Origin of the sequence: Mycolicibacterium rhodesiae, from assembly GCF_002086695.1 — a bacterium.
In the GTDB taxonomy this organism is placed as follows: Bacteria; Actinomycetota; Actinomycetes; order Mycobacteriales; family Mycobacteriaceae; genus Mycobacterium; species Mycobacterium rhodesiae.
The window spans coordinates 41,715-57,258 of the sequence record NZ_MVIH01000009.1 but is presented as its reverse complement, the minus strand read 5'-3'; the positions used below and the strand labels follow the sequence as shown (position 1 = coordinate 57,258).

Below are 15,544 nucleotides of genomic sequence, written 5' to 3'. Positions count from 1 at the left end.
CGGCGGTCGACGATGCCGGGATGTCGACAGTCGAGTACGCAGTAGTTCGACATTGCACCCCTGCCCTGTTCGGGGGCTGGGGGTTTTCGAGTTGTCGGCGTCAGATGAGACCATCGAGCGGTGAAGCCTGGAGAGCGCATTCGACTGATCAAACGTGCCGCTCAGATCCTCGGCGCGCAGTCGGAGTCTGACGTGGTGCTGACGCTCGAACAGCACGGACTACAAATTGGAAACCCAGATTGGTACGAGGGCGATATGGCCGCATTTGCGACCAATGTCCTTGGATCGGCTTCGGATCAGGTGCTGACCGACCTCGTGGAATTTCTGGAAGGCGAAGCTGCGGGTCATCCTCCGGCAATTGCGTCGTCAGGTAATCCCTGGGGGTCCAATCCGACGCGCGTGTTCATCTCGCACGTCCATGCCGACCGCCACCTAGTCGGTGGCGCAAAGAGGATCCTGGAAGCCCGCTACGGCATCGACGCCTTCGTGGCCCACGACGACATACACCCCTCGCGATCGTGGCGCGACCAGATCAAGATCGCACTTAACACATGCCACTTCTTCGCTGCACTCATCAACCTGACTGACTTCCACGCCAGCCAGTGGTGTGACCAAGAAGTTGGGTGGGCATTGGCGAAGCGCATTCCGATTCTCCCCATTCGCCCCGCCGGATTCGATCGCATGGCGGCTCGGGATGGGTTCCTGGAGGAACATCAAGATGTGTGCATCCCGGACAGTGCAACTAACCCCGAGTATTGGGTTGCGCACCAGATATTTTCAGCCGTCGTTCGTGAACCAAGCCTCCGCGAAGTATCTGTGAAGTCCCTAGTTGAAGCCCTCGTCAACTCTCGTTCGTATGACTCGACGCGGCTGATATGGGCGCACATCGCAAGCCAGCCCAATATCGAATCGGAGCAGCTGAGACGCCTCGAGTATGCGGTGCAAACCAATGACCAGGTGTACAACGCCAACGTTGATGGAATCCTCGTTCCCGACCTGGTTAAGACGCTCATCGAGCGGTTTGAGCCCCCGACCCCGTCTTGGCCGGACGATTCCCCGTTCTGACGGCAGGCTCACCGCTCGACGCGACACGTCGAAGCACCCTAGTTCGATCTACTCCGGCGTGTCGTGACCTGCGACACGCGGGGAGTGATGTCCAATTGAAGGTTGCGACCAGGGAATTTCACAAATGTTATTCAGAACATGTTGTATCTCTTCGCGCTGTCGGCTACTAGATGTAGACTTCGACACGGCAACAACGAAAACCCCAACCATTGGGGGTTGCCCCCCGGTGGGGTTTCCGTCGGTTAGCATTTCCTAGGTGCTATAGCCGACTGTAACTCAACCGCCGGCAGTTCGTCCAAATTTCGGACGATTGCGGGTCGTGGTGGGTAATGGGCAGTGTTGCTGATCGGAGGTGCCATGAGCACCTACTACGTGGTCAGCTATGACCTCTCGAAGCCCGGCCGGGACTATGAGGAACTTCACAAGTTCCTGCGTAGTCACAGGGACTGGGCCAAGGTGCTGGAGAGCGTCTGGATCGTGGAATCCGACCTGACCCAGCTGGAACTGGTGAACGCGGCGCTCAAGCACATGGACGCCAACGACCACATCATCGTGACGCCGTACACCGGCGTGGCGGCGTGGTACAACATCAGTCCCGAAGTCCAGAAGTGGATTCAGAAAACCCACGTCAGCTAGTCGGACCGAAAAGGCGGCATTCCCTTCGGGGGGTGTCGTCTTTTTTCGTCTGTGGGCTGTCGGTCGCCGTCACCCAAAAGCGTTGTTCATACTCTATGCCCGCAGCGGTACCCTGCAATCAGGCCTCCGCGGATCTCATGTGGTTCTCGCCGGCGACCTGTGAAGCGTTGGCTCTCTGCATATTTCGCGTTCCTCCACGTCAAATACGTTGTAAATAAACGGGAGTTCTCCTGGTTTACATTGACGTGACAGAAGTCGCAGAAGAATTGAAAGGGACATGTCATGCCGCCTCCCAAGAAAGGGGAACCGGGATATGCCGAATATCGCAAGGCGTACAACGACAGACGCCGTCGCCGACTGCTAGACCCGGACTTCAAGGCAAAGGAAGTTGCCCGTCAGCGGGCATCGAAGGCGCGCCTGAAAGCGCGGCGCAGAGCGCAGCAATTGGAGATTCCGTATGACGAGGAGAGTTGAACCCCGCGTTATCGACTTCAGCCATTGCGGAGACTGGGGCCAACGGGTTTTCGTCAACGCGCTACCTCGCGAAGCGGCTCAGATCGAACCACCGCTCGTTGACTTGACCAGGATCACTCCGATTGTGCTGGAACATCTTCGAGGTCTCGCGACGAAACTCAAGAATCAAGACGGCTACCGGTCGCAGTTCGTCGCACTGTCGAAGCCGTACCACACACACCTTGGTGCTGATGTCGATGGCGTTCTGGATCGCATCTGGCGAGAAACCAAGGCGGTGAGGATGAATCACCCAAAAGAACAGCCCGTGGCCGACGACGACTCGGATAGCGTTCGACCACGGGTATGGAAAGCAACTGACCTCGAACCATCTAAGCCGAAGGTATGGCTTGCCAAGCAACGCATTCCGCGAAGCGGTGTGACTGTGCTCGTCGGGGATGAGGGCATCGGCAAGTCGCTGCTCTGGGTGTGGATCGTCGGTGCGATCACGTCGGGGAAGCCACTGCCCGAGTTCGGTATCCCGGCCCGCAACCCCGAACATGTTCGCCTGATCCTAACGGAGGACGACTGGTCGACCGAGGTTCGTCCCCGACTCGAATTGGTCGGTGCAGACCTCGACTACGTGACTGTGATCGCCACGGCCAAGGATGGGTCGGGCGCCCCAGTGTTTCCGTCCGACGACATGGAGCTGCTCTACGCGGATCCAGTGCCGGCGCTGGTGATCGTCGACGCGTGGCTCGACACGGTGCCGGGGTCGCTCAATGTGCAGACGCCGCAGGATGCACGAAAGGCGCTGCACCCATGGAAAGACGTGGCCGTGCAGACAGGTGCAGCCGTGGTGCTGATGACCCACACCAACCGCGCGAAGGGCACAGCCCGCGAAAAGTACGGGATCACAGGTGAGTTGCGTAAGAAGGCGCGCATGGCGCTGTATGCCCAACGGGATGACCAAGGACGGCTCCAGGTGGGTCCTGAGAAAGCCAACGGCACAGCCATCGTGTCGTCGTCCATGTTCACCATCGAGGTCGTCCAGGTACGCCCCACAACCGACGATGACGACGGCACAGTGGCTCGGGTCAAGTATCTCGGGGCATCGGACCATAACGCAGCCGAGCTGGCTGACTCGTCCACCGTGAGCCCTGAGCAGATGTGGCTGATCAACCATCTCGCCGAGGGTCCGCGCCAGAACGTTGTCGAGCGGGCCGTCGAGGAAGGGTTCAAGGCGTACAAGATCCGCTTGGCGGCCAAGGAACTGAAAGTGAAGTTCGACCGCGTCGGCTACCCGGCCATATCCGAATGGTCGTTGCCATGAGGGGTCGATATGCGTTTATTGCACCACTATCAACGTCTGGCTTGACCTGCGGAAACGCGTTGCACGACTGGTTGAACGACTATTGCACGACCATTGCACCACTGGGGGCCAGTCATCCACCAGTCGTTCACCAGTCGTGCAACCAGTCATTCAATGCGTTCTCGCAGGTCAGAGTAGTTGTTCATAGTCGTTCAAAAAATATGTTCACGTCATGCGCGACGTGGCCGGTTCAGAAAGGTTGAGAGACAGATGATTTGCACCCATCCCGATAATTGGCCGTGCTCAGGTACCGAGGACTGCAACTCGCAAAAGGTCCGCGATGCGCAGTTGATGTTGTCCGAAGGGCATGCCCGATTGACCGACGTGCCCGGTGTGGCCGATGACGACGAATCGCTCAGGGTCGGATGGACCGGCAAGAGCGAACCCGTGATCGGTCTGTTGACCGAAGACGAGCTTGACGACTGGGACGAGCTGGGGCACTCAGGTGAGTACGTGATGCCGAAGTCGCGCGACGAGGATGACTAGAAGGACCTCAGCGCAACGCTGCGCTCCTCGCGGTTGTGTGACGTGACAACTGTTGCAGCGCAATACATAAGACGCCCACGATGCGCTGAGCGCCGGATCGCCGGAGGGTTGAGTCTCGAATTTTGATCGATTAATGTCAGCGGCACGCCGCTGCGCGGTTCTGCAGCCGTCGGATACGACGCAAAACATAGATGCTGACGAGCTACGGGAACTGAATATCGCTGATTGCGCGACTTGTCCATCGCGCCTCTTTAGCCCCGCCGCCTGAATGATCCCGGTGTGGGCGTCCAAAACTCGAAACTCACTGAGTGTGCTGAAGCGCGCTCTCATCCAAAGGAATTCACTGAATCATGACAACCATCACTACTACGGGTTCGCCGAAGGCCTGGGGCCTCGACGTACTCGGAGTCAAGCCCGAGCAGGTGATCCCCGAGGCGCTGATCCTCCAGATCACGTCCAAGGCGGGATTCGTCGAGGGTGACAGCCCGGCTGTTCGTGTTCCGGCCATTCGTATCGACCAGGACGAGATCGGTTTCGTTCCCGAAGGCCAGAACATCGAGGAAGCTGATCCGAACCTCGCGGAACTCGTTCTGCATACGGGCAAGATCGCGCATCTCATCAAGGTGTCGCGTGAACAGATCGCGCAGCCCGAGGCGTTGACCACGATTCTGCAGGGCCAGAAGCGGGCGATGATCGCCAAGGCTGACTACGCGATGTTGCAGACTCCGGCTCCGGTTGGACCGGCGACGTATCCGCCTGCGGGTCTGTTGGCCCACGCGCAAGATGCCGGCCCAATCGGGGATAACCTCGATGCGCTGATCGACGCCCAGACGATGGTGACGAGCCTGCCCGGTGGTGTCGCCACCCATGTGCTCGCGTCGCCGAACTCGTACGCCTATGTGCGCAAGCTCCGCAAGGGCACTGGGAGTAACGAGAACATCCTCGGCGCAGGAACTGAAGCCGGGCCGTTGACGGTTCTGGGCATTCCGGCTCTGATCACGTCGGCGATGCCCGAGAACAAGATCGCGGTCCTCGACAAGAACCAGATCCTGTCGGCGTACGGCGATGTGCTGGTCGCTCGGTCGGACGAGTTCTACTTCGACTCGGACAACGTCGCACTGCGCGCCACGTTCCGGTTCGGTGTGGGCATCCTCGATCCGCAGGCCGTGCAGGTTCTCACCCTGCCGGACGATACGCCGTAACAGCTGTCCTGTTCTTTGGGAGTCTGGCCCTGAGGAACAGGCAACGAACGGGGTGCAGTCTTCGGATGTGGCGTGCCCGTTCGATAGGGAAGGCCTGGGTGCATTCAGGCAAAATGTCGGGCCAGGTGTGCACTCAGGTCTTTCCACCCAACATGTCAGGCAAGGGCGGTATCCACCAGTACGCGCGCACGCGTGGGTTACGTTGCACCGCAGCGTGATTGCTATTAGGACGGGCACGTTGACGTCTTAGGATCGACGTATGACGACGAACCCGACCGCATACCTCGGCTGCATCGCTCGCGATGGCTACGTCATCAAGGCGGCGTACAAGGGCCATAAGGATCGCGTGATCGCTTGGTTCCCAACGCATGACGAGATGGTTCGGGAGTGGCTGCGCATCACTGACCTGTGCGACATGGTCGATGTGTACGGATCCAAGTTCGACTGACCAGTCCCCGCACGTCAACTGACCCAGGGGGCCACACCCCCACCCCACCGGCCGGGGTACCGGAGAGGCTTTGACGCTCGCCATTTGTACGAGTTTCCCCAGAGTTGAAAAGGATCGGGCAATTGCCGCCATTGCCTCAAAATTTGGTTGCGTGCAACAATATTCGCAAGGAGGTACGCGAAAATGCAGAACCCATTCGCAGGCGAAGGTAAGGCCGAAATTGTTCGGCGATTGCCTGACGACGTTTCATCCGACACCGTGGACGACTACATCGAGGATGTGTGGGCACGCGCTGTGGGCGTCGTCCCAGTGATCGCCGAAGACGAGTTCCCCCCAGCCAACAAACCCGAAAAGGCCGCAGCGATCAAGGCCATTCTGCGGGCCATCATTCTGCGGTGGCACGAAGCCCAGTCAGGCGCAGCCACCGGCAAGACCCAGACCGCAGGCCCGTACGCGCAAGCTGTCCAGCTCGATAACCGCCCCAAGCGCGGATACACGCTCATGCCGTCCGAGATCGTTGACCTACAACGGGCATGCAAGACCAAGGGCGCGATGTTCACGGTCAGCACCACACCCGAGACCTCAGGGCCGCCACAGCACTTCGGCAACGGCCCACACGAACGCACCAGCGCCGTACCTGACCGACCCATCACATTCGACAACCCAGATATGGAGGTACACCTCAATGCGTGGACCACTACCTAAAGACCCCGCCACTCGGGCGCGCACCAATTCCGAGCGCGTTCCTTTCCAGCTGGTCGAGATTCCCAACGTCGAGCAGCCAGACCTGCCTGACTATTTCCGCTACGAGGGCCGCAAGATCAAGTACCCCGCTCGAACGCTGGAATGGTGGGAGCAGTGGAACGGATCGCCGCTCACCAAGGGATTTACTGACCACGACTGGTCGTACCTGTTGGACACCGCAGTGCTGCACGCGCAATTCTGGCTCGGGCTCGGCAACGTCATCAAGATTGCGGGCGAGCTTCGACAACGACTCTCGAAGTTCGGCGTCACTCCTGCGGATCGCGCCCGACTGCGCATCATGTTCGTGACCGCAGACGAGGCCGAGGAAGCCAAGCGACGAGCCGACGAACTGAATGGCCGTGTGGTCGCGACGGGGAACCCGCGACGTCTCACCGCGCTGTCGTTCGATCACACCCAAGCAGCGCCGAGCAGCGACGAGGCATCCTCGGACGCCTGAGCGCATCCGTACGCGCTGCCCACACGTTGGCGGGCGTGATTCGACATACGTCGGTGCTCAGATCCCGAACGTGTCGCTTGAGAGCGGCGTGTCCGTGTCCTTCGATACTCTTTCGAGCGGACGGAGGATCACGTTATGACGGACAATCCCGCGATCGCGCTGCGCAACATCTTGCGAGGCGTCATGAGGGACGATGCCCACATCGACAAGGCGTGGGTTGCAGTCCTTGGCGCGAACGTTGGCACGTTGGACTTTTCTCTTCGCCACAGTGAAGTTGTTGCTTTATGGCGACAGGTCTACGACCTGCTCTTCGCGCTGCCTGGGGATGATGAGGACCGCAGCCAGTACTTGTCCTACATGGGGCATTACTACACTGCGATTGTCCCCCCTGACGCGTGGACTAATGCAGGCTCTTCTGTTGCGAATCCTCTGATTGTCGATCAGCTCACGGGAATCGCCACGACGCTGCAGTACCGTGCAATAGCTGCACCAAAGCTGGGTGACCCTGCGTTATCGCGGCTCCGGGATGCGATCACTGAATGGCGCGAGATCCTCGACGAGGCGGAGTTTGACGAGAAGTTGTCGACCGAGCTACATGCGCAGGTGGACCATTTGGAGTGGCTCCTGGACAACGTTCATCTGTTCGGCAGCGGGCCAATCGCAGAAACGAGCAAGAAACTGGTTGGCAGCGGCATAGCCGCAATGGGTGTGAAGCCGTCTTTCGCGAAGCGGATCGGCAAGGCGCTTGCGCCTGCGCTAGTCGTCATCGCAATGTTCCACACCGTCACCGACGACTTGAAAGGCATCACCGAAGGTATCGCCGACATGAAAGACGCGGTGGTCGAAATCGTGACGCCACCCAAGCAGATTGAGGCACCCAAGACGAAGGAACTGCCGGCAGGGAAATCTGAGACTCCACCGGAAAGCCCCACACCCGAAGATGGGGCGCGGGGCTGACGGGTTGGTTGTGGTCAGGCGGATTTGGCTTCTTCAGGTTCAGCTTTCGACGCAGCGCGGGCGTCGACCCATGCGGCGTAGGCCTTCTTGATCTTGGGCACGTCGACCCTCGCGAAGACGTAGGCCTTGCCGTCGCGACTGAACATGCCTTCGGCCTTGCCTGAGCGGAGGAACGCGCGAAGCGCCTTCGGTTCGATGTCGAGCGCTGTGGCGATGGCCTTGGTGTCCAGCGTGGTGGGTGTGGTCATGACGGTTCCTTTCGTTGGGGTGTTCGTCGTCATGACACCAACGTAAGAGACATCGAGCACGAACCTAACCCCTACCGGCGGTTGGACTTTCACTCAGCCGGTGCATCCTCGAAGTTCGATGGATCGGACAGCGCGGCCATGATGTCGACGAGCGGCCCGAACACCTGGTCGCCGTCGAGGTCCATCTCGAGGTCGCCGACTTGCTCGAATCGGTCAACGACGACGCGGCCCCGCTCGTCACTGTGCGAGGACCACTCGTAGCGAAAGCCAGACTGACGCAGCCAGATGTTCTTGGCCTCGTCGTCCTGGTCGTTCCACCAATCGGAGAACAGTTCACCCGTGGGCTCATAGCGCCACCCAGCGGGTTGCGAAGGGACAGAGGATAGTTCGGCTTGGCGAGCACTCAGGGCAGCAATACGTTGATCCAGCTTGGCGCGTTGCGGGGTCCCGCGCTTGAAGACGCCCACGCCCAGCTGATCGGTCAGGTCTTCAAGTGCGCTATTGACCTCGGCCAGCTCGTCGGTGTGGTCATTGCCCGCGAACCAGACTCGGCGCCGTCGTTCGAGCGGTCCCATGTTTTTGAGGATCTGGCGCTCGACTTCGGCGTCGGCGTATTCAAGTGGGATCGTCTTGTTGCCGCATGAGCCATTGACTTTCTGCGCTGACGAACAGCGATAGCGAGGCTTTCGACCAACGCCACCCTTGAGTCGGTATGCGGGTCGCCCGCATTCGCCGCAGTAGATGATGCGGAGCAGCAAGCCCGATGTCCGTTTGGTCGGCTCCTTGCGATTCTCGCGTCCGGCGAGTTCCACACCGAGGCGGTCGAATACGTCGCGAGAAACGATGGGCTCAGCGCGCACGATGGGCGACCCGTCGTCTGCGGTCACCAGTACGTCGTCACCGAATACTTTGCGGCCCTTTGCGTCACGCTGAGGTCGTCCCTGAGCGTCCAACGGTTGCTCTCGCGTCACAACGCGCCCAAGCAGCGTGTGGGACGTCAAGGCGCGTTTCAGGGGACCGGGGTGCCACTCGTAACCGACGACCTCGCGGCCACGTACTTGTGCGAAGCGATCTTTGGGTGTCAGCACTTCGCGCTTGGTCAGTTCGTGGGCCAGGGCCCGTAGCGGTTCACCAGCCAGGACGCGCTCGACCACTTCGAGGATGACCTCGACTTGCTCGGGGTCTTGGACGAGTCGCCAGTCGCCGTTGTCGTCGTGCTCAGGGATGTAGCCCCATGGAGGAATACCGCCCCGGTACTTGCCCTTGGCGAAGTTGTGTCGAAATGCCGACGCGTTGCGCTCCGAGATCGCGGCCAGTTCGAGCTCGGCCACTTTGGCGATGAGCAAGGCGATGATGTCGCCGAAGTCAGACGACAAGTCGAAGTGGGCTTCGGTCGCGGACACCAGCGTCACGCCGTGTTCTCGGCTCCATCGGATCAGGTCGGCCAGATCGAACAGACGGCGCACGATGCGGTCCACACGGAAAAAGACGATCACATCGAACTCACCGCGTCGTGTGGTCAGCCACTTGCCGAGTTGCGGGCGGTCGAACGGCGTCGTCTTGCCGGCGGACACATCCAAGTCTTCAGCGATTCCGACCTCTACATATCCGCGCTGCTCGATGAGTTCGCGGCACTTGGCGACCTGGCGCTCGGGGCTGGTGGTCGCGTCAGTGACGCGGCTGAGACGTACGACGATGAGAGCGCGCGGCGGTGACATGCAGAAATGCTACGCGTGAGGGGTGCAATAGACAACAGTGGTGTATGCGATCGGCACGATCGCCGCTGCGGCGTTCGGCGCGATCCTTTACAGCGTGGTCACCGGCGACTCGATCGTCGGCGCGCTGACCAACATCATCAACCGTGCGCTGAACACGAAGGTCTAACCGGTGACCGCGGTTTCGCCACCGTCGAGGCCGCACTGGCCATTGCCGCGCTGGTGGTCGTCCTGGTCGTCTGCGCCAGCGGGATCACCGCGGTCGCGATGCAGGTGCGCTGCATCGACGCCGCCCGCGAGGCGGCCCGGCTGGCGGCTCGCGGTGACGAGGCGGGCGCGGACACCGCGGCCCGGTGGGTCGGGCCTGCGGGCGCGACGGTGCGGGTCCGGCGTGACGGCGGTTTCGTCGTCGCGACGGTCACCGCCAGATCCCGGCTGCTGCCGGGCGTGGTCATCACTGCCGACGGGGTCGCGGCCACCGAGCCTGGCGCGTGACGAGCGCGGTGTCGCGACCGTGTTGGCGTCGGTGCTGATCGCGAGCTTGGCGGCCATCACCGTGGCCGGTGTCCAGGTCGGGAGCGCGGTGGTGGCACGGCATCGGGCGCAGGCAGGCGCGGACATGGCGGCGCTGGCCGCGGCCATGTGGCTGCCCCAGGGAGCCGAGACCGCGTGCCGGCAGGCGGCGGCGGTCAGCCGCGCCATGGGCGCGACGCTGAGCGGATGCGACGTCGACGAGCTCGACATCGTGATTCACGTCGACATCGCGACGGGCCGGCTTCTCGGGGGACGCGCGCATGCCGCGGCCCGGGCGGGTCCACTGGACGCGCGCTAGGCGGTCGAGGTGCCCTTGGCGGTCAGCCGCGCCGCCGACAGTTCCGCCGCGGTGGGCAGCCGCAGAGTGATCAGCCCGGCGAAGATGTTGTTGTCCACCTCGACGCGGTTGACGGTGACGTGCATAGGCACCCAACCGCCGTCCACCCCGGGCAACCGCAACACCTGGCTGGTGGTGCCGGTCGCAAAGTCGTCCGCCATCGGGATCAGCAAGTCGCGGTCGTCGGGGTGGAACTGGACGCTCTGGCGCCAGTCGTAGTGCGGGCATGGTTCGTCGAGCCACTTCAGCAGCTTCCACGTGTTGAGGTCGACGAGCGCCCGGTGCACGCCCGGCTGCGAGAGTCCGTCGAGAATGCGTTGCGCCAGGTGGTCGGGCGGCAGCGCACCCTCGTCGAGGTCGCAGCGCAGGTTCATCGCCCGGGCGACGAGGTGCTCGGTGGCGTCGTCGACCATCTCCGAGGCGGTCCGCGCGACGAAGCCCGCTCGAATGGTCTCGCCGTGACTATCAGTGAATGTCCAAGTGGTGCAGTATGTTCGGCCGGGCGCGGCATCGATTGCCAGCGCCAGCACCTTGGCCTCGTCGCGGTTGAAGCTGCGCGACGGCAGATCCTCGGCGAAGGCCCGCCCGTGCGTGGGCTCCTTGGTGGGATCCAGTCCGGCGTTCACCAATGATTCAACGGTGTCGGTGGCGATCCCGAGCGTCATGTCCCACTTCAACGGCCCCGGTATCGGCCGCTCCGGCGGGTCCGCGCCGGCCGGGCCGATCCAGACGTGCACACCGTGCATCCGACCGTCGGACATCTGGACCGGTTCGGTGCGGATCACGCGGTCACTCTTGGGGGTGATGCTGGCCAGGCTGTTGCCGGTCGCCACGGTCTCGGCGATGGCGGTCTGGATGGCGGCCAGGTGCGGGTTGCGTCGCAAGTAAATGGCCAGGGGCACCAAATTCTTCATCTGACGGCCCTGCGCGACCACCACCGGTTCGGTGCCGAGTGTTTCCACCAGCAGCCAGTCGGGCGTCATGGGGGCAGTTTAACGAGAGCACCTTGGGAGGAGCTTGGGAAGCACGGCCGGAATCCGCTGGTGGAAACAATGAGTTGGTCCGGCAAACCGCCGTGATGTCGATTTTCTTGCGGGCGCAATCGCGGTTCGGTATTTTTTCGCCTACCCGACCTGTCGGGTTGGGAACGGATCGCGTTGTCCGACCGTTCCGGCGCGGCAAAGATGTCAGGCTGTCGCAACGCCTCCAGCAGTGTGGGGTGCGGCGCGTTCACGGTGGCGCGTGCTTGCATCGTGGGTGTCGATTGTTCGAGGGGTCGGTCGGCACGCCGGTCAGGCACCGCCTGCAGCCAGCTGTGCGAGAACGAGCCTGAGGACCGAAACAGCACCGGACTTGTCCAGCGGGTCATTCCCGTTGCCGCACTTGGGCGACTGCACACATGACGGACAGCCCTGCGGGCATTCGCACGCCTCGATCGCTGCTGCGGTGGCGCCCAACCAGGTGCTGACCAGCCGGTAGCCGCGCTCGGCGAACCCGGCCCCACCCGGATGCCCGTCGTAGACGAACACCGTGGGCAGGCCGTCGGCGCCGACGGCGGTGGACACGCCGCCGATGTCGCCGCGGTCGCAACTGGCCACCAGCGGCAGCAGCCCGATCGCGGCGTGCTCGGCGGCGTGCAACGAACCCGGTATCCGCAGCTGTTCGATCCCGCTGTCCGCCAACGCTTCCGGTGTGATCGTGTACATCACCGCAGTGGTCGGCAGGCAGTGCTCGGGCATGTCCAGTTCGACGAAGTCGATCACCTCGCCGGACAGTCGCCGGCGCAGATAGCCGATCACCCGGTGCGTCACCGACACCGGTACCAGACCCAGCGTCACCGGGCCGTAGTGCATCCGCTCGCCCGTCCCGGTCACCGCGATGTCGGTGACCTCCCTGGCGAATGTGGTGTAGCCGGGATCCTCGGCATGTACGAATGCCACGCCGTCGGCGAAGCTCAACGAGTCGACGAGGTAGCTCTCACCCTGATGGAGATACACCGCACCGGGGTGAACGGCCGCCGGCGCCTGGCCCGCGTCGGCGCTCCCGAGCATCCGCCCCGTCCCGGCCTCGACGATCGCGATGCTGCCACCGGCTGAACCGCGGATGTCCACCGCCGGATGGGGATCCAGCCCGGCGGCGGGGAAGTACTTCCCGCCGCGCCGGCGCAGCAACCCGTCGTCGACCAGCTCAGCCGCCACCGGTTCGGCCTCCCATTGCCGAACCTCCGCCTCGTCCAACGGCATTTCCGTTGCCGCGCACAGCAGCTGCGGACCTACGACATAGGGGTTCGTCGGATCGATCACCACCCGTTCAACCGGCTTGTCCAGCAACGCCTCCGGATGGTGCACCAGGTAGGTGTCCAGTGGGTCGTCACGCGCCACCAGTACCACCAGGGCCCACTGACCGCGTCGTCCCGACCGTCCGGCCTGCTGCCAGAACGACGCTACCGTCCCCGGAAAGCCCGCCAGCAGAACGGCATCCAGCCCGGCGATGTCGATACCCAGCTCGAGTGCATTCGTGGTGGCCAGCCCGCGTAGTTCACCCTCGGTCAGGGCACGTTCCAATTCCCGGCGATCCTCGGCGAGATAACCGGCGCGATAGGACGCCACGGTATCGAGCAGCTGCGGGGCGATGTCCTCCAGTCGGGCCCTTGCGCCCAGCGCGGTCAGCTCCGCCCCGCGCCGGGACCGCACGAACGTCAGCGTCCGCGCGCCCTCAGCAACCAGATCGGCCATCATGCGAGCCGCCTCGGCGCCGGCCGAACGCCGCACCGGTGCACCGTTTTCGCCCGTCAGATCGGTACGCAGTTCGGGCTCCCACAGCGCCACCGTGCGGGCACCGTGCGGTGACCCGTCCTCGGTCACCGCGGTCACGGTCTGGCCGATCAGCTCGGCTGCCGTCTCGCCCGGGGCCGCGGTGGTCGCGCTGGCGAAGATGACCGTCGGCCCCGGGCCTGACTCCGGGGCGTAACGCTGGCACAGCCGCAACAGCCGCCGTAACACCATGGCTACGTTGGACCCGAAAATGCCCCGGTAGTAATGGCATTCGTCGACGACTATGTAACGCAACCCACGCAGATAGACCGCCCACCGGGCATGGTTGCGCAACAACGACAGATGGATCATGTCGGGATTGGAGAACAGCCAGCGCGACCGCTCACGAGCGAATTTGCGCACCTCGGTCGGTGTGTCGCCGTCGTAGGACGTCGGCGCGACATCAGCCAGGGTGGCCACCGCGGTGGTCAAAGAATGGGCAGTGCGTAATTGGTCGTGGCCGAGCGCCTTGGTGGGTGACAAATAAAGTGCTCTGGCGCGCGGATCACGCGCCAGCGCATCCATGATCGGTAATTGGAACGCCAGCGACTTGCCCGATGCGGTGCCGGTGCTGATGACGACATGGCGCCCGGCGTGCGCCAGCTCGGCGGCCTGCACCTGATGTGACCACGGCTCGGCGATCCCGTGAGCATGGAACGCGCGGAGCACATCTGGATCAGCCCAGGCAGGCCACTGCGCTGCACTCGCCTGGCGGGCGGGAAGCTCGGCGACGTGAAGCAGCGCAGCGGGCGATGATTCGGCACCTGCGACCGCCGCGTTAAGCAGCTCGCTGCCGAAACTCACCATTTGAAATCAGCCCTTTCTAAAACCGATCAACACCCCTGTATCGAATTGTTCATCAGTTAGTAGCACTGAGACTGTCGCAACAGCTCTGGACGTGATTGGATAAGGGCGGTCGCAGCTTCTGTGTTCGTGTGTCAACACTCGCAGGATCGACGTTGCGATCGCGGTTCCTGCGAGGGTTGTAGGTCGGGTGAGTTCCGGCGACTCCACGAAGGATGGCGGTCGGAACGGGCCCGGTCTGCCGAAAACTCGGTCGGCCGCTCCCGGTTGGAAGAGAAGGAAAGTACGAAAGATGCCACAGGGAACTGTGAAGTGGTTCAACGCCGAGAAGGGTTTCGGGTTCATCGCACCCGAGGACGGCTCTGCCGACGTGTTCGTCCACTACACGGAAATTCAGGGGTCGGGATTCCGCACCCTTGAGGAGAACCAACGGGTCGAGTTCGAGGTCGGTCAGAGCCCCAAGGGCCCACAGGCCACAGGCGTTCGCGCCGTCTGATCAACAACGACATCACGAAACACCCCCGAGTCCCGGTGACGGGCATCGGGGGTGCTTTCGTTGGTGGGTGTGCCGGGCTGTGTTCGCCACGCCCGTCGTCAGTCGTAGCGCTGCGCTGCCTCCCGCTCGTCACCTACTGCCTTACTGTCGACTCGTGAGCCAGCTGTCCTTCTTCTCGGCCGAGTCGGTGCCGCCCGCGGTCGCCGATCTCACCGGGCTGCTCGCCACCACGGGACAGGTGGTGGTCGTGGGCGGTGGGGCACGGTTGTCGGTGGTGGTCGACGACCTGTGGCGGGCCGACGCGCTGGCGGAGATGATCACCGAAACCGGCCTTGCGGCCGAAATCACCCGCACCGACGAGAACAATCCGCTGGTGCGCACCGCCGTGGACGCGCGGCTGACCGGAATCGCCGCAGAGTGGACCAGGGGGGCCGTCAAGACTGTGCCACCGCAGTGGCTGCCCGGATCGCGGGAGCTGCGCGCCTGGACGCTGGCATCCGGCGTTCCCGAAGCCGACCGCTATCTGCTCGGACTCGACCCGCACGCCCCTGACACCCATTCACCGCTGGCGTCCGCGTTGATGAGGGTGGGGATCGCACCCACGCTGATCGGCACCCGAGGCGCCCGGCCGGCACTGAGAATCAGTGGCCGTCGACGGCTATCGCGCCTGGTAGAGAACGTCGGGGAACCCCCGAATCAGATCGAAGCGTTGTCAGCGTGGCCTCGGATCTGAGAGATTGCGCTGCGAGGGTCGGTTTGCGTTGGCCGGTCCAGAGTGCG

18 protein-coding genes are annotated in these 15,544 nt (G+C 62.8%); 14 read left to right on the top strand and 4 right to left on the bottom strand.

Annotated features, from left to right (window positions below; translation table 11 throughout):
• The first annotated feature begins 120 nt into the window (after nucleotides 1-120).
• The 9 genes from BST42_RS18735 (at nucleotide 121) to BST42_RS18695 (ending at nucleotide 7,817) form a co-directional block, all read left to right on the top strand.
• Nucleotides 121-1,065, top strand: coding sequence for a toll/interleukin-1 receptor domain-containing protein (locus BST42_RS18735; protein WP_083120818.1), 945 nt, complete (start codon nucleotides 121-123; stop codon nucleotides 1,063-1,065).
• 357 nt (nucleotides 1,066-1,422) lie between these two features.
• On the top strand, nucleotides 1,423-1,701 hold the full coding sequence (locus BST42_RS18730; protein WP_133057480.1) for a CRISPR-associated endonuclease Cas2: 279 nt from the start codon (nucleotides 1,423-1,425) through the stop codon (nucleotides 1,699-1,701).
• A gap of 457 nt (nucleotides 1,702-2,158) precedes the next feature.
• Nucleotides 2,159-3,484: an AAA family ATPase gene (locus BST42_RS18725; protein ID WP_083120816.1), complete on the top strand. Its 1,326-nt coding sequence runs from the start codon at nucleotides 2,159-2,161 to the stop codon at nucleotides 3,482-3,484.
• Nucleotides 3,485-3,733: 249 nt separating this feature from the next.
• Complete coding sequence (locus BST42_RS18720) at nucleotides 3,734-4,009, top strand: hypothetical protein (RefSeq protein ID WP_083120815.1); 276 nt, start codon at nucleotides 3,734-3,736, stop codon at nucleotides 4,007-4,009.
• A gap of 350 nt (nucleotides 4,010-4,359) precedes the next feature.
• On the top strand, nucleotides 4,360-5,211 hold the full coding sequence (locus BST42_RS18715; protein ID WP_083120814.1) for a phage major capsid protein: 852 nt from the start codon (nucleotides 4,360-4,362) through the stop codon (nucleotides 5,209-5,211).
• 259 nt (nucleotides 5,212-5,470) lie between these two features.
• Nucleotides 5,471-5,659, top strand: coding sequence for a hypothetical protein (locus BST42_RS18710; RefSeq protein ID WP_083120813.1), 189 nt, complete (start codon nucleotides 5,471-5,473; stop codon nucleotides 5,657-5,659).
• Nucleotides 5,660-5,842: 183 nt separating this feature from the next.
• A complete protein-coding gene (locus tag BST42_RS18705; protein WP_083120812.1) occupies nucleotides 5,843-6,364 on the top strand; it encodes a hypothetical protein in 522 nt (173 codons plus the stop codon).
• Nucleotides 6,345-6,860 carry a phage terminase small subunit gene (locus tag BST42_RS18700; RefSeq protein WP_083120811.1) on the top strand — a complete coding sequence of 172 codons (516 nt, stop codon included), beginning with the start codon at nucleotides 6,345-6,347 and terminating at the stop codon, nucleotides 6,858-6,860. The genes BST42_RS18705 and BST42_RS18700 overlap by 20 nt, the downstream gene beginning before the upstream one ends.
• 135 nt (nucleotides 6,861-6,995) lie before the next feature.
• Nucleotides 6,996-7,817 carry a hypothetical protein gene (locus BST42_RS18695; protein ID WP_083120810.1) on the top strand — a complete coding sequence of 274 codons (822 nt, stop codon included), beginning with the start codon at nucleotides 6,996-6,998 and terminating at the stop codon, nucleotides 7,815-7,817.
• Nucleotides 7,818-7,831: 14 nt separating this feature from the next.
• On the opposite strand, the gene BST42_RS18690 is transcribed toward BST42_RS18695, so the two are convergent.
• Nucleotides 7,832-8,065 (bottom strand): hypothetical protein, encoded by a 234-nt coding sequence (locus tag BST42_RS18690; protein WP_133057479.1) that lies wholly within the window; start codon nucleotides 8,063-8,065, stop codon nucleotides 7,832-7,834.
• An 89-nt stretch (nucleotides 8,066-8,154) separates the two neighbouring features.
• Entirely contained in the window at nucleotides 8,155-9,783 is a 1,629-nt protein-coding gene (locus BST42_RS18685; RefSeq protein WP_083120808.1) for a recombinase family protein, read from the bottom strand.
• 37 nt (nucleotides 9,784-9,820) lie between these two features.
• Between BST42_RS18685 and BST42_RS18680 the strand changes: the two genes are divergently transcribed.
• From BST42_RS18680 to BST42_RS18670, 3 genes are read left to right on the top strand one after another with little or no spacing between them, the layout of a single operon-like run.
• Nucleotides 9,821-9,949, top strand: a complete 129-nt coding sequence (locus tag BST42_RS18680; RefSeq protein ID WP_083120807.1) for a DUF4244 domain-containing protein — start codon at nucleotides 9,821-9,823, stop codon at nucleotides 9,947-9,949.
• A gap of 35 nt (nucleotides 9,950-9,984) precedes the next feature.
• Nucleotides 9,985-10,275, top strand: a complete 291-nt coding sequence (locus tag BST42_RS18675; protein ID WP_083120945.1) for a TadE family type IV pilus minor pilin — start codon at nucleotides 9,985-9,987, stop codon at nucleotides 10,273-10,275.
• The gene (locus tag BST42_RS18670) at nucleotides 10,238-10,612 is read left to right on the top strand and encodes an Rv3654c family TadE-like protein (RefSeq protein ID WP_308207502.1); all 375 of its coding nucleotides are present in this window, start codon (nucleotides 10,238-10,240) and stop codon (nucleotides 10,610-10,612) included. The genes BST42_RS18675 and BST42_RS18670 overlap by 38 nt, the downstream gene beginning before the upstream one ends.
• Here the strand turns inward: BST42_RS18670 and BST42_RS18665 are convergent.
• Both BST42_RS18665 and BST42_RS18660 read right to left on the bottom strand, forming a co-directional pair.
• Complete coding sequence (locus tag BST42_RS18665; protein ID WP_083120806.1) at nucleotides 10,609-11,634, bottom strand: PAS domain-containing protein; 1,026 nt, start codon at nucleotides 11,632-11,634, stop codon at nucleotides 10,609-10,611. The genes BST42_RS18670 and BST42_RS18665 overlap by 4 nt on opposite strands.
• A gap of 309 nt (nucleotides 11,635-11,943) precedes the next feature.
• Complete coding sequence (locus BST42_RS18660) at nucleotides 11,944-14,271, bottom strand: DNA 3'-5' helicase SftH (protein WP_083120805.1); 2,328 nt, start codon at nucleotides 14,269-14,271, stop codon at nucleotides 11,944-11,946.
• A gap of 289 nt (nucleotides 14,272-14,560) precedes the next feature.
• Between BST42_RS18660 and BST42_RS18655 the strand changes: the two genes are divergently transcribed.
• Together BST42_RS18655 and BST42_RS18650 are read left to right on the top strand one after the other, a co-directional pair.
• Complete coding sequence (locus BST42_RS18655; protein ID WP_005138711.1) at nucleotides 14,561-14,764, top strand: cold-shock protein; 204 nt, start codon at nucleotides 14,561-14,563, stop codon at nucleotides 14,762-14,764.
• Nucleotides 14,765-14,918: 154 nt separating this feature from the next.
• The gene (locus BST42_RS18650) at nucleotides 14,919-15,497 is read left to right on the top strand and encodes a hypothetical protein (protein WP_083120804.1); all 579 of its coding nucleotides are present in this window, start codon (nucleotides 14,919-14,921) and stop codon (nucleotides 15,495-15,497) included.
• Nucleotides 15,498-15,544 lie beyond the last annotated feature (47 nt).

Excerpts from the sequence above, each read along its gene's own strand:
- BST42_RS18730 (WP_133057480.1), top strand. The coding sequence starts at position 1,423 with ATGAGCACCTACTACGTGGTCAGCTATGACCTCTCGAAGCCCGGCCGG.
- BST42_RS18725 (WP_083120816.1), top strand. The coding sequence starts at position 2,159 with ATGACGAGGAGAGTTGAACCCCGCGTTATCGACTTCAGCCATTGCGGA.
- BST42_RS18720 (WP_083120815.1), top strand. The coding sequence starts at position 3,734 with ATGATTTGCACCCATCCCGATAATTGGCCGTGCTCAGGTACCGAGGAC.
- BST42_RS18715 (WP_083120814.1), top strand. The coding sequence starts at position 4,360 with ATGACAACCATCACTACTACGGGTTCGCCGAAGGCCTGGGGCCTCGAC.
- BST42_RS18710 (WP_083120813.1), top strand. The coding sequence starts at position 5,471 with ATGACGACGAACCCGACCGCATACCTCGGCTGCATCGCTCGCGATGGC.
- BST42_RS18705 (WP_083120812.1), top strand. The coding sequence starts at position 5,843 with ATGCAGAACCCATTCGCAGGCGAAGGTAAGGCCGAAATTGTTCGGCGA.
- BST42_RS18700 (WP_083120811.1), top strand. The coding sequence starts at position 6,345 with ATGCGTGGACCACTACCTAAAGACCCCGCCACTCGGGCGCGCACCAAT.
- BST42_RS18695 (WP_083120810.1), top strand. The coding sequence starts at position 6,996 with ATGACGGACAATCCCGCGATCGCGCTGCGCAACATCTTGCGAGGCGTC.
- BST42_RS18690 (WP_133057479.1), bottom strand. The coding sequence starts at position 8,065 with ATGACCACACCCACCACGCTGGACACCAAGGCCATCGCCACAGCGCTC.
- BST42_RS18685 (WP_083120808.1), bottom strand. The coding sequence starts at position 9,783 with ATGTCACCGCCGCGCGCTCTCATCGTCGTACGTCTCAGCCGCGTCACT.
- BST42_RS18665 (WP_083120806.1), bottom strand. The coding sequence starts at position 11,634 with ATGACGCCCGACTGGCTGCTGGTGGAAACACTCGGCACCGAACCGGTG.
- BST42_RS18660 (WP_083120805.1), bottom strand. The coding sequence starts at position 14,271 with ATGGTGAGTTTCGGCAGCGAGCTGCTTAACGCGGCGGTCGCAGGTGCC.
- BST42_RS18655 (WP_005138711.1), top strand. The coding sequence starts at position 14,561 with ATGCCACAGGGAACTGTGAAGTGGTTCAACGCCGAGAAGGGTTTCGGG.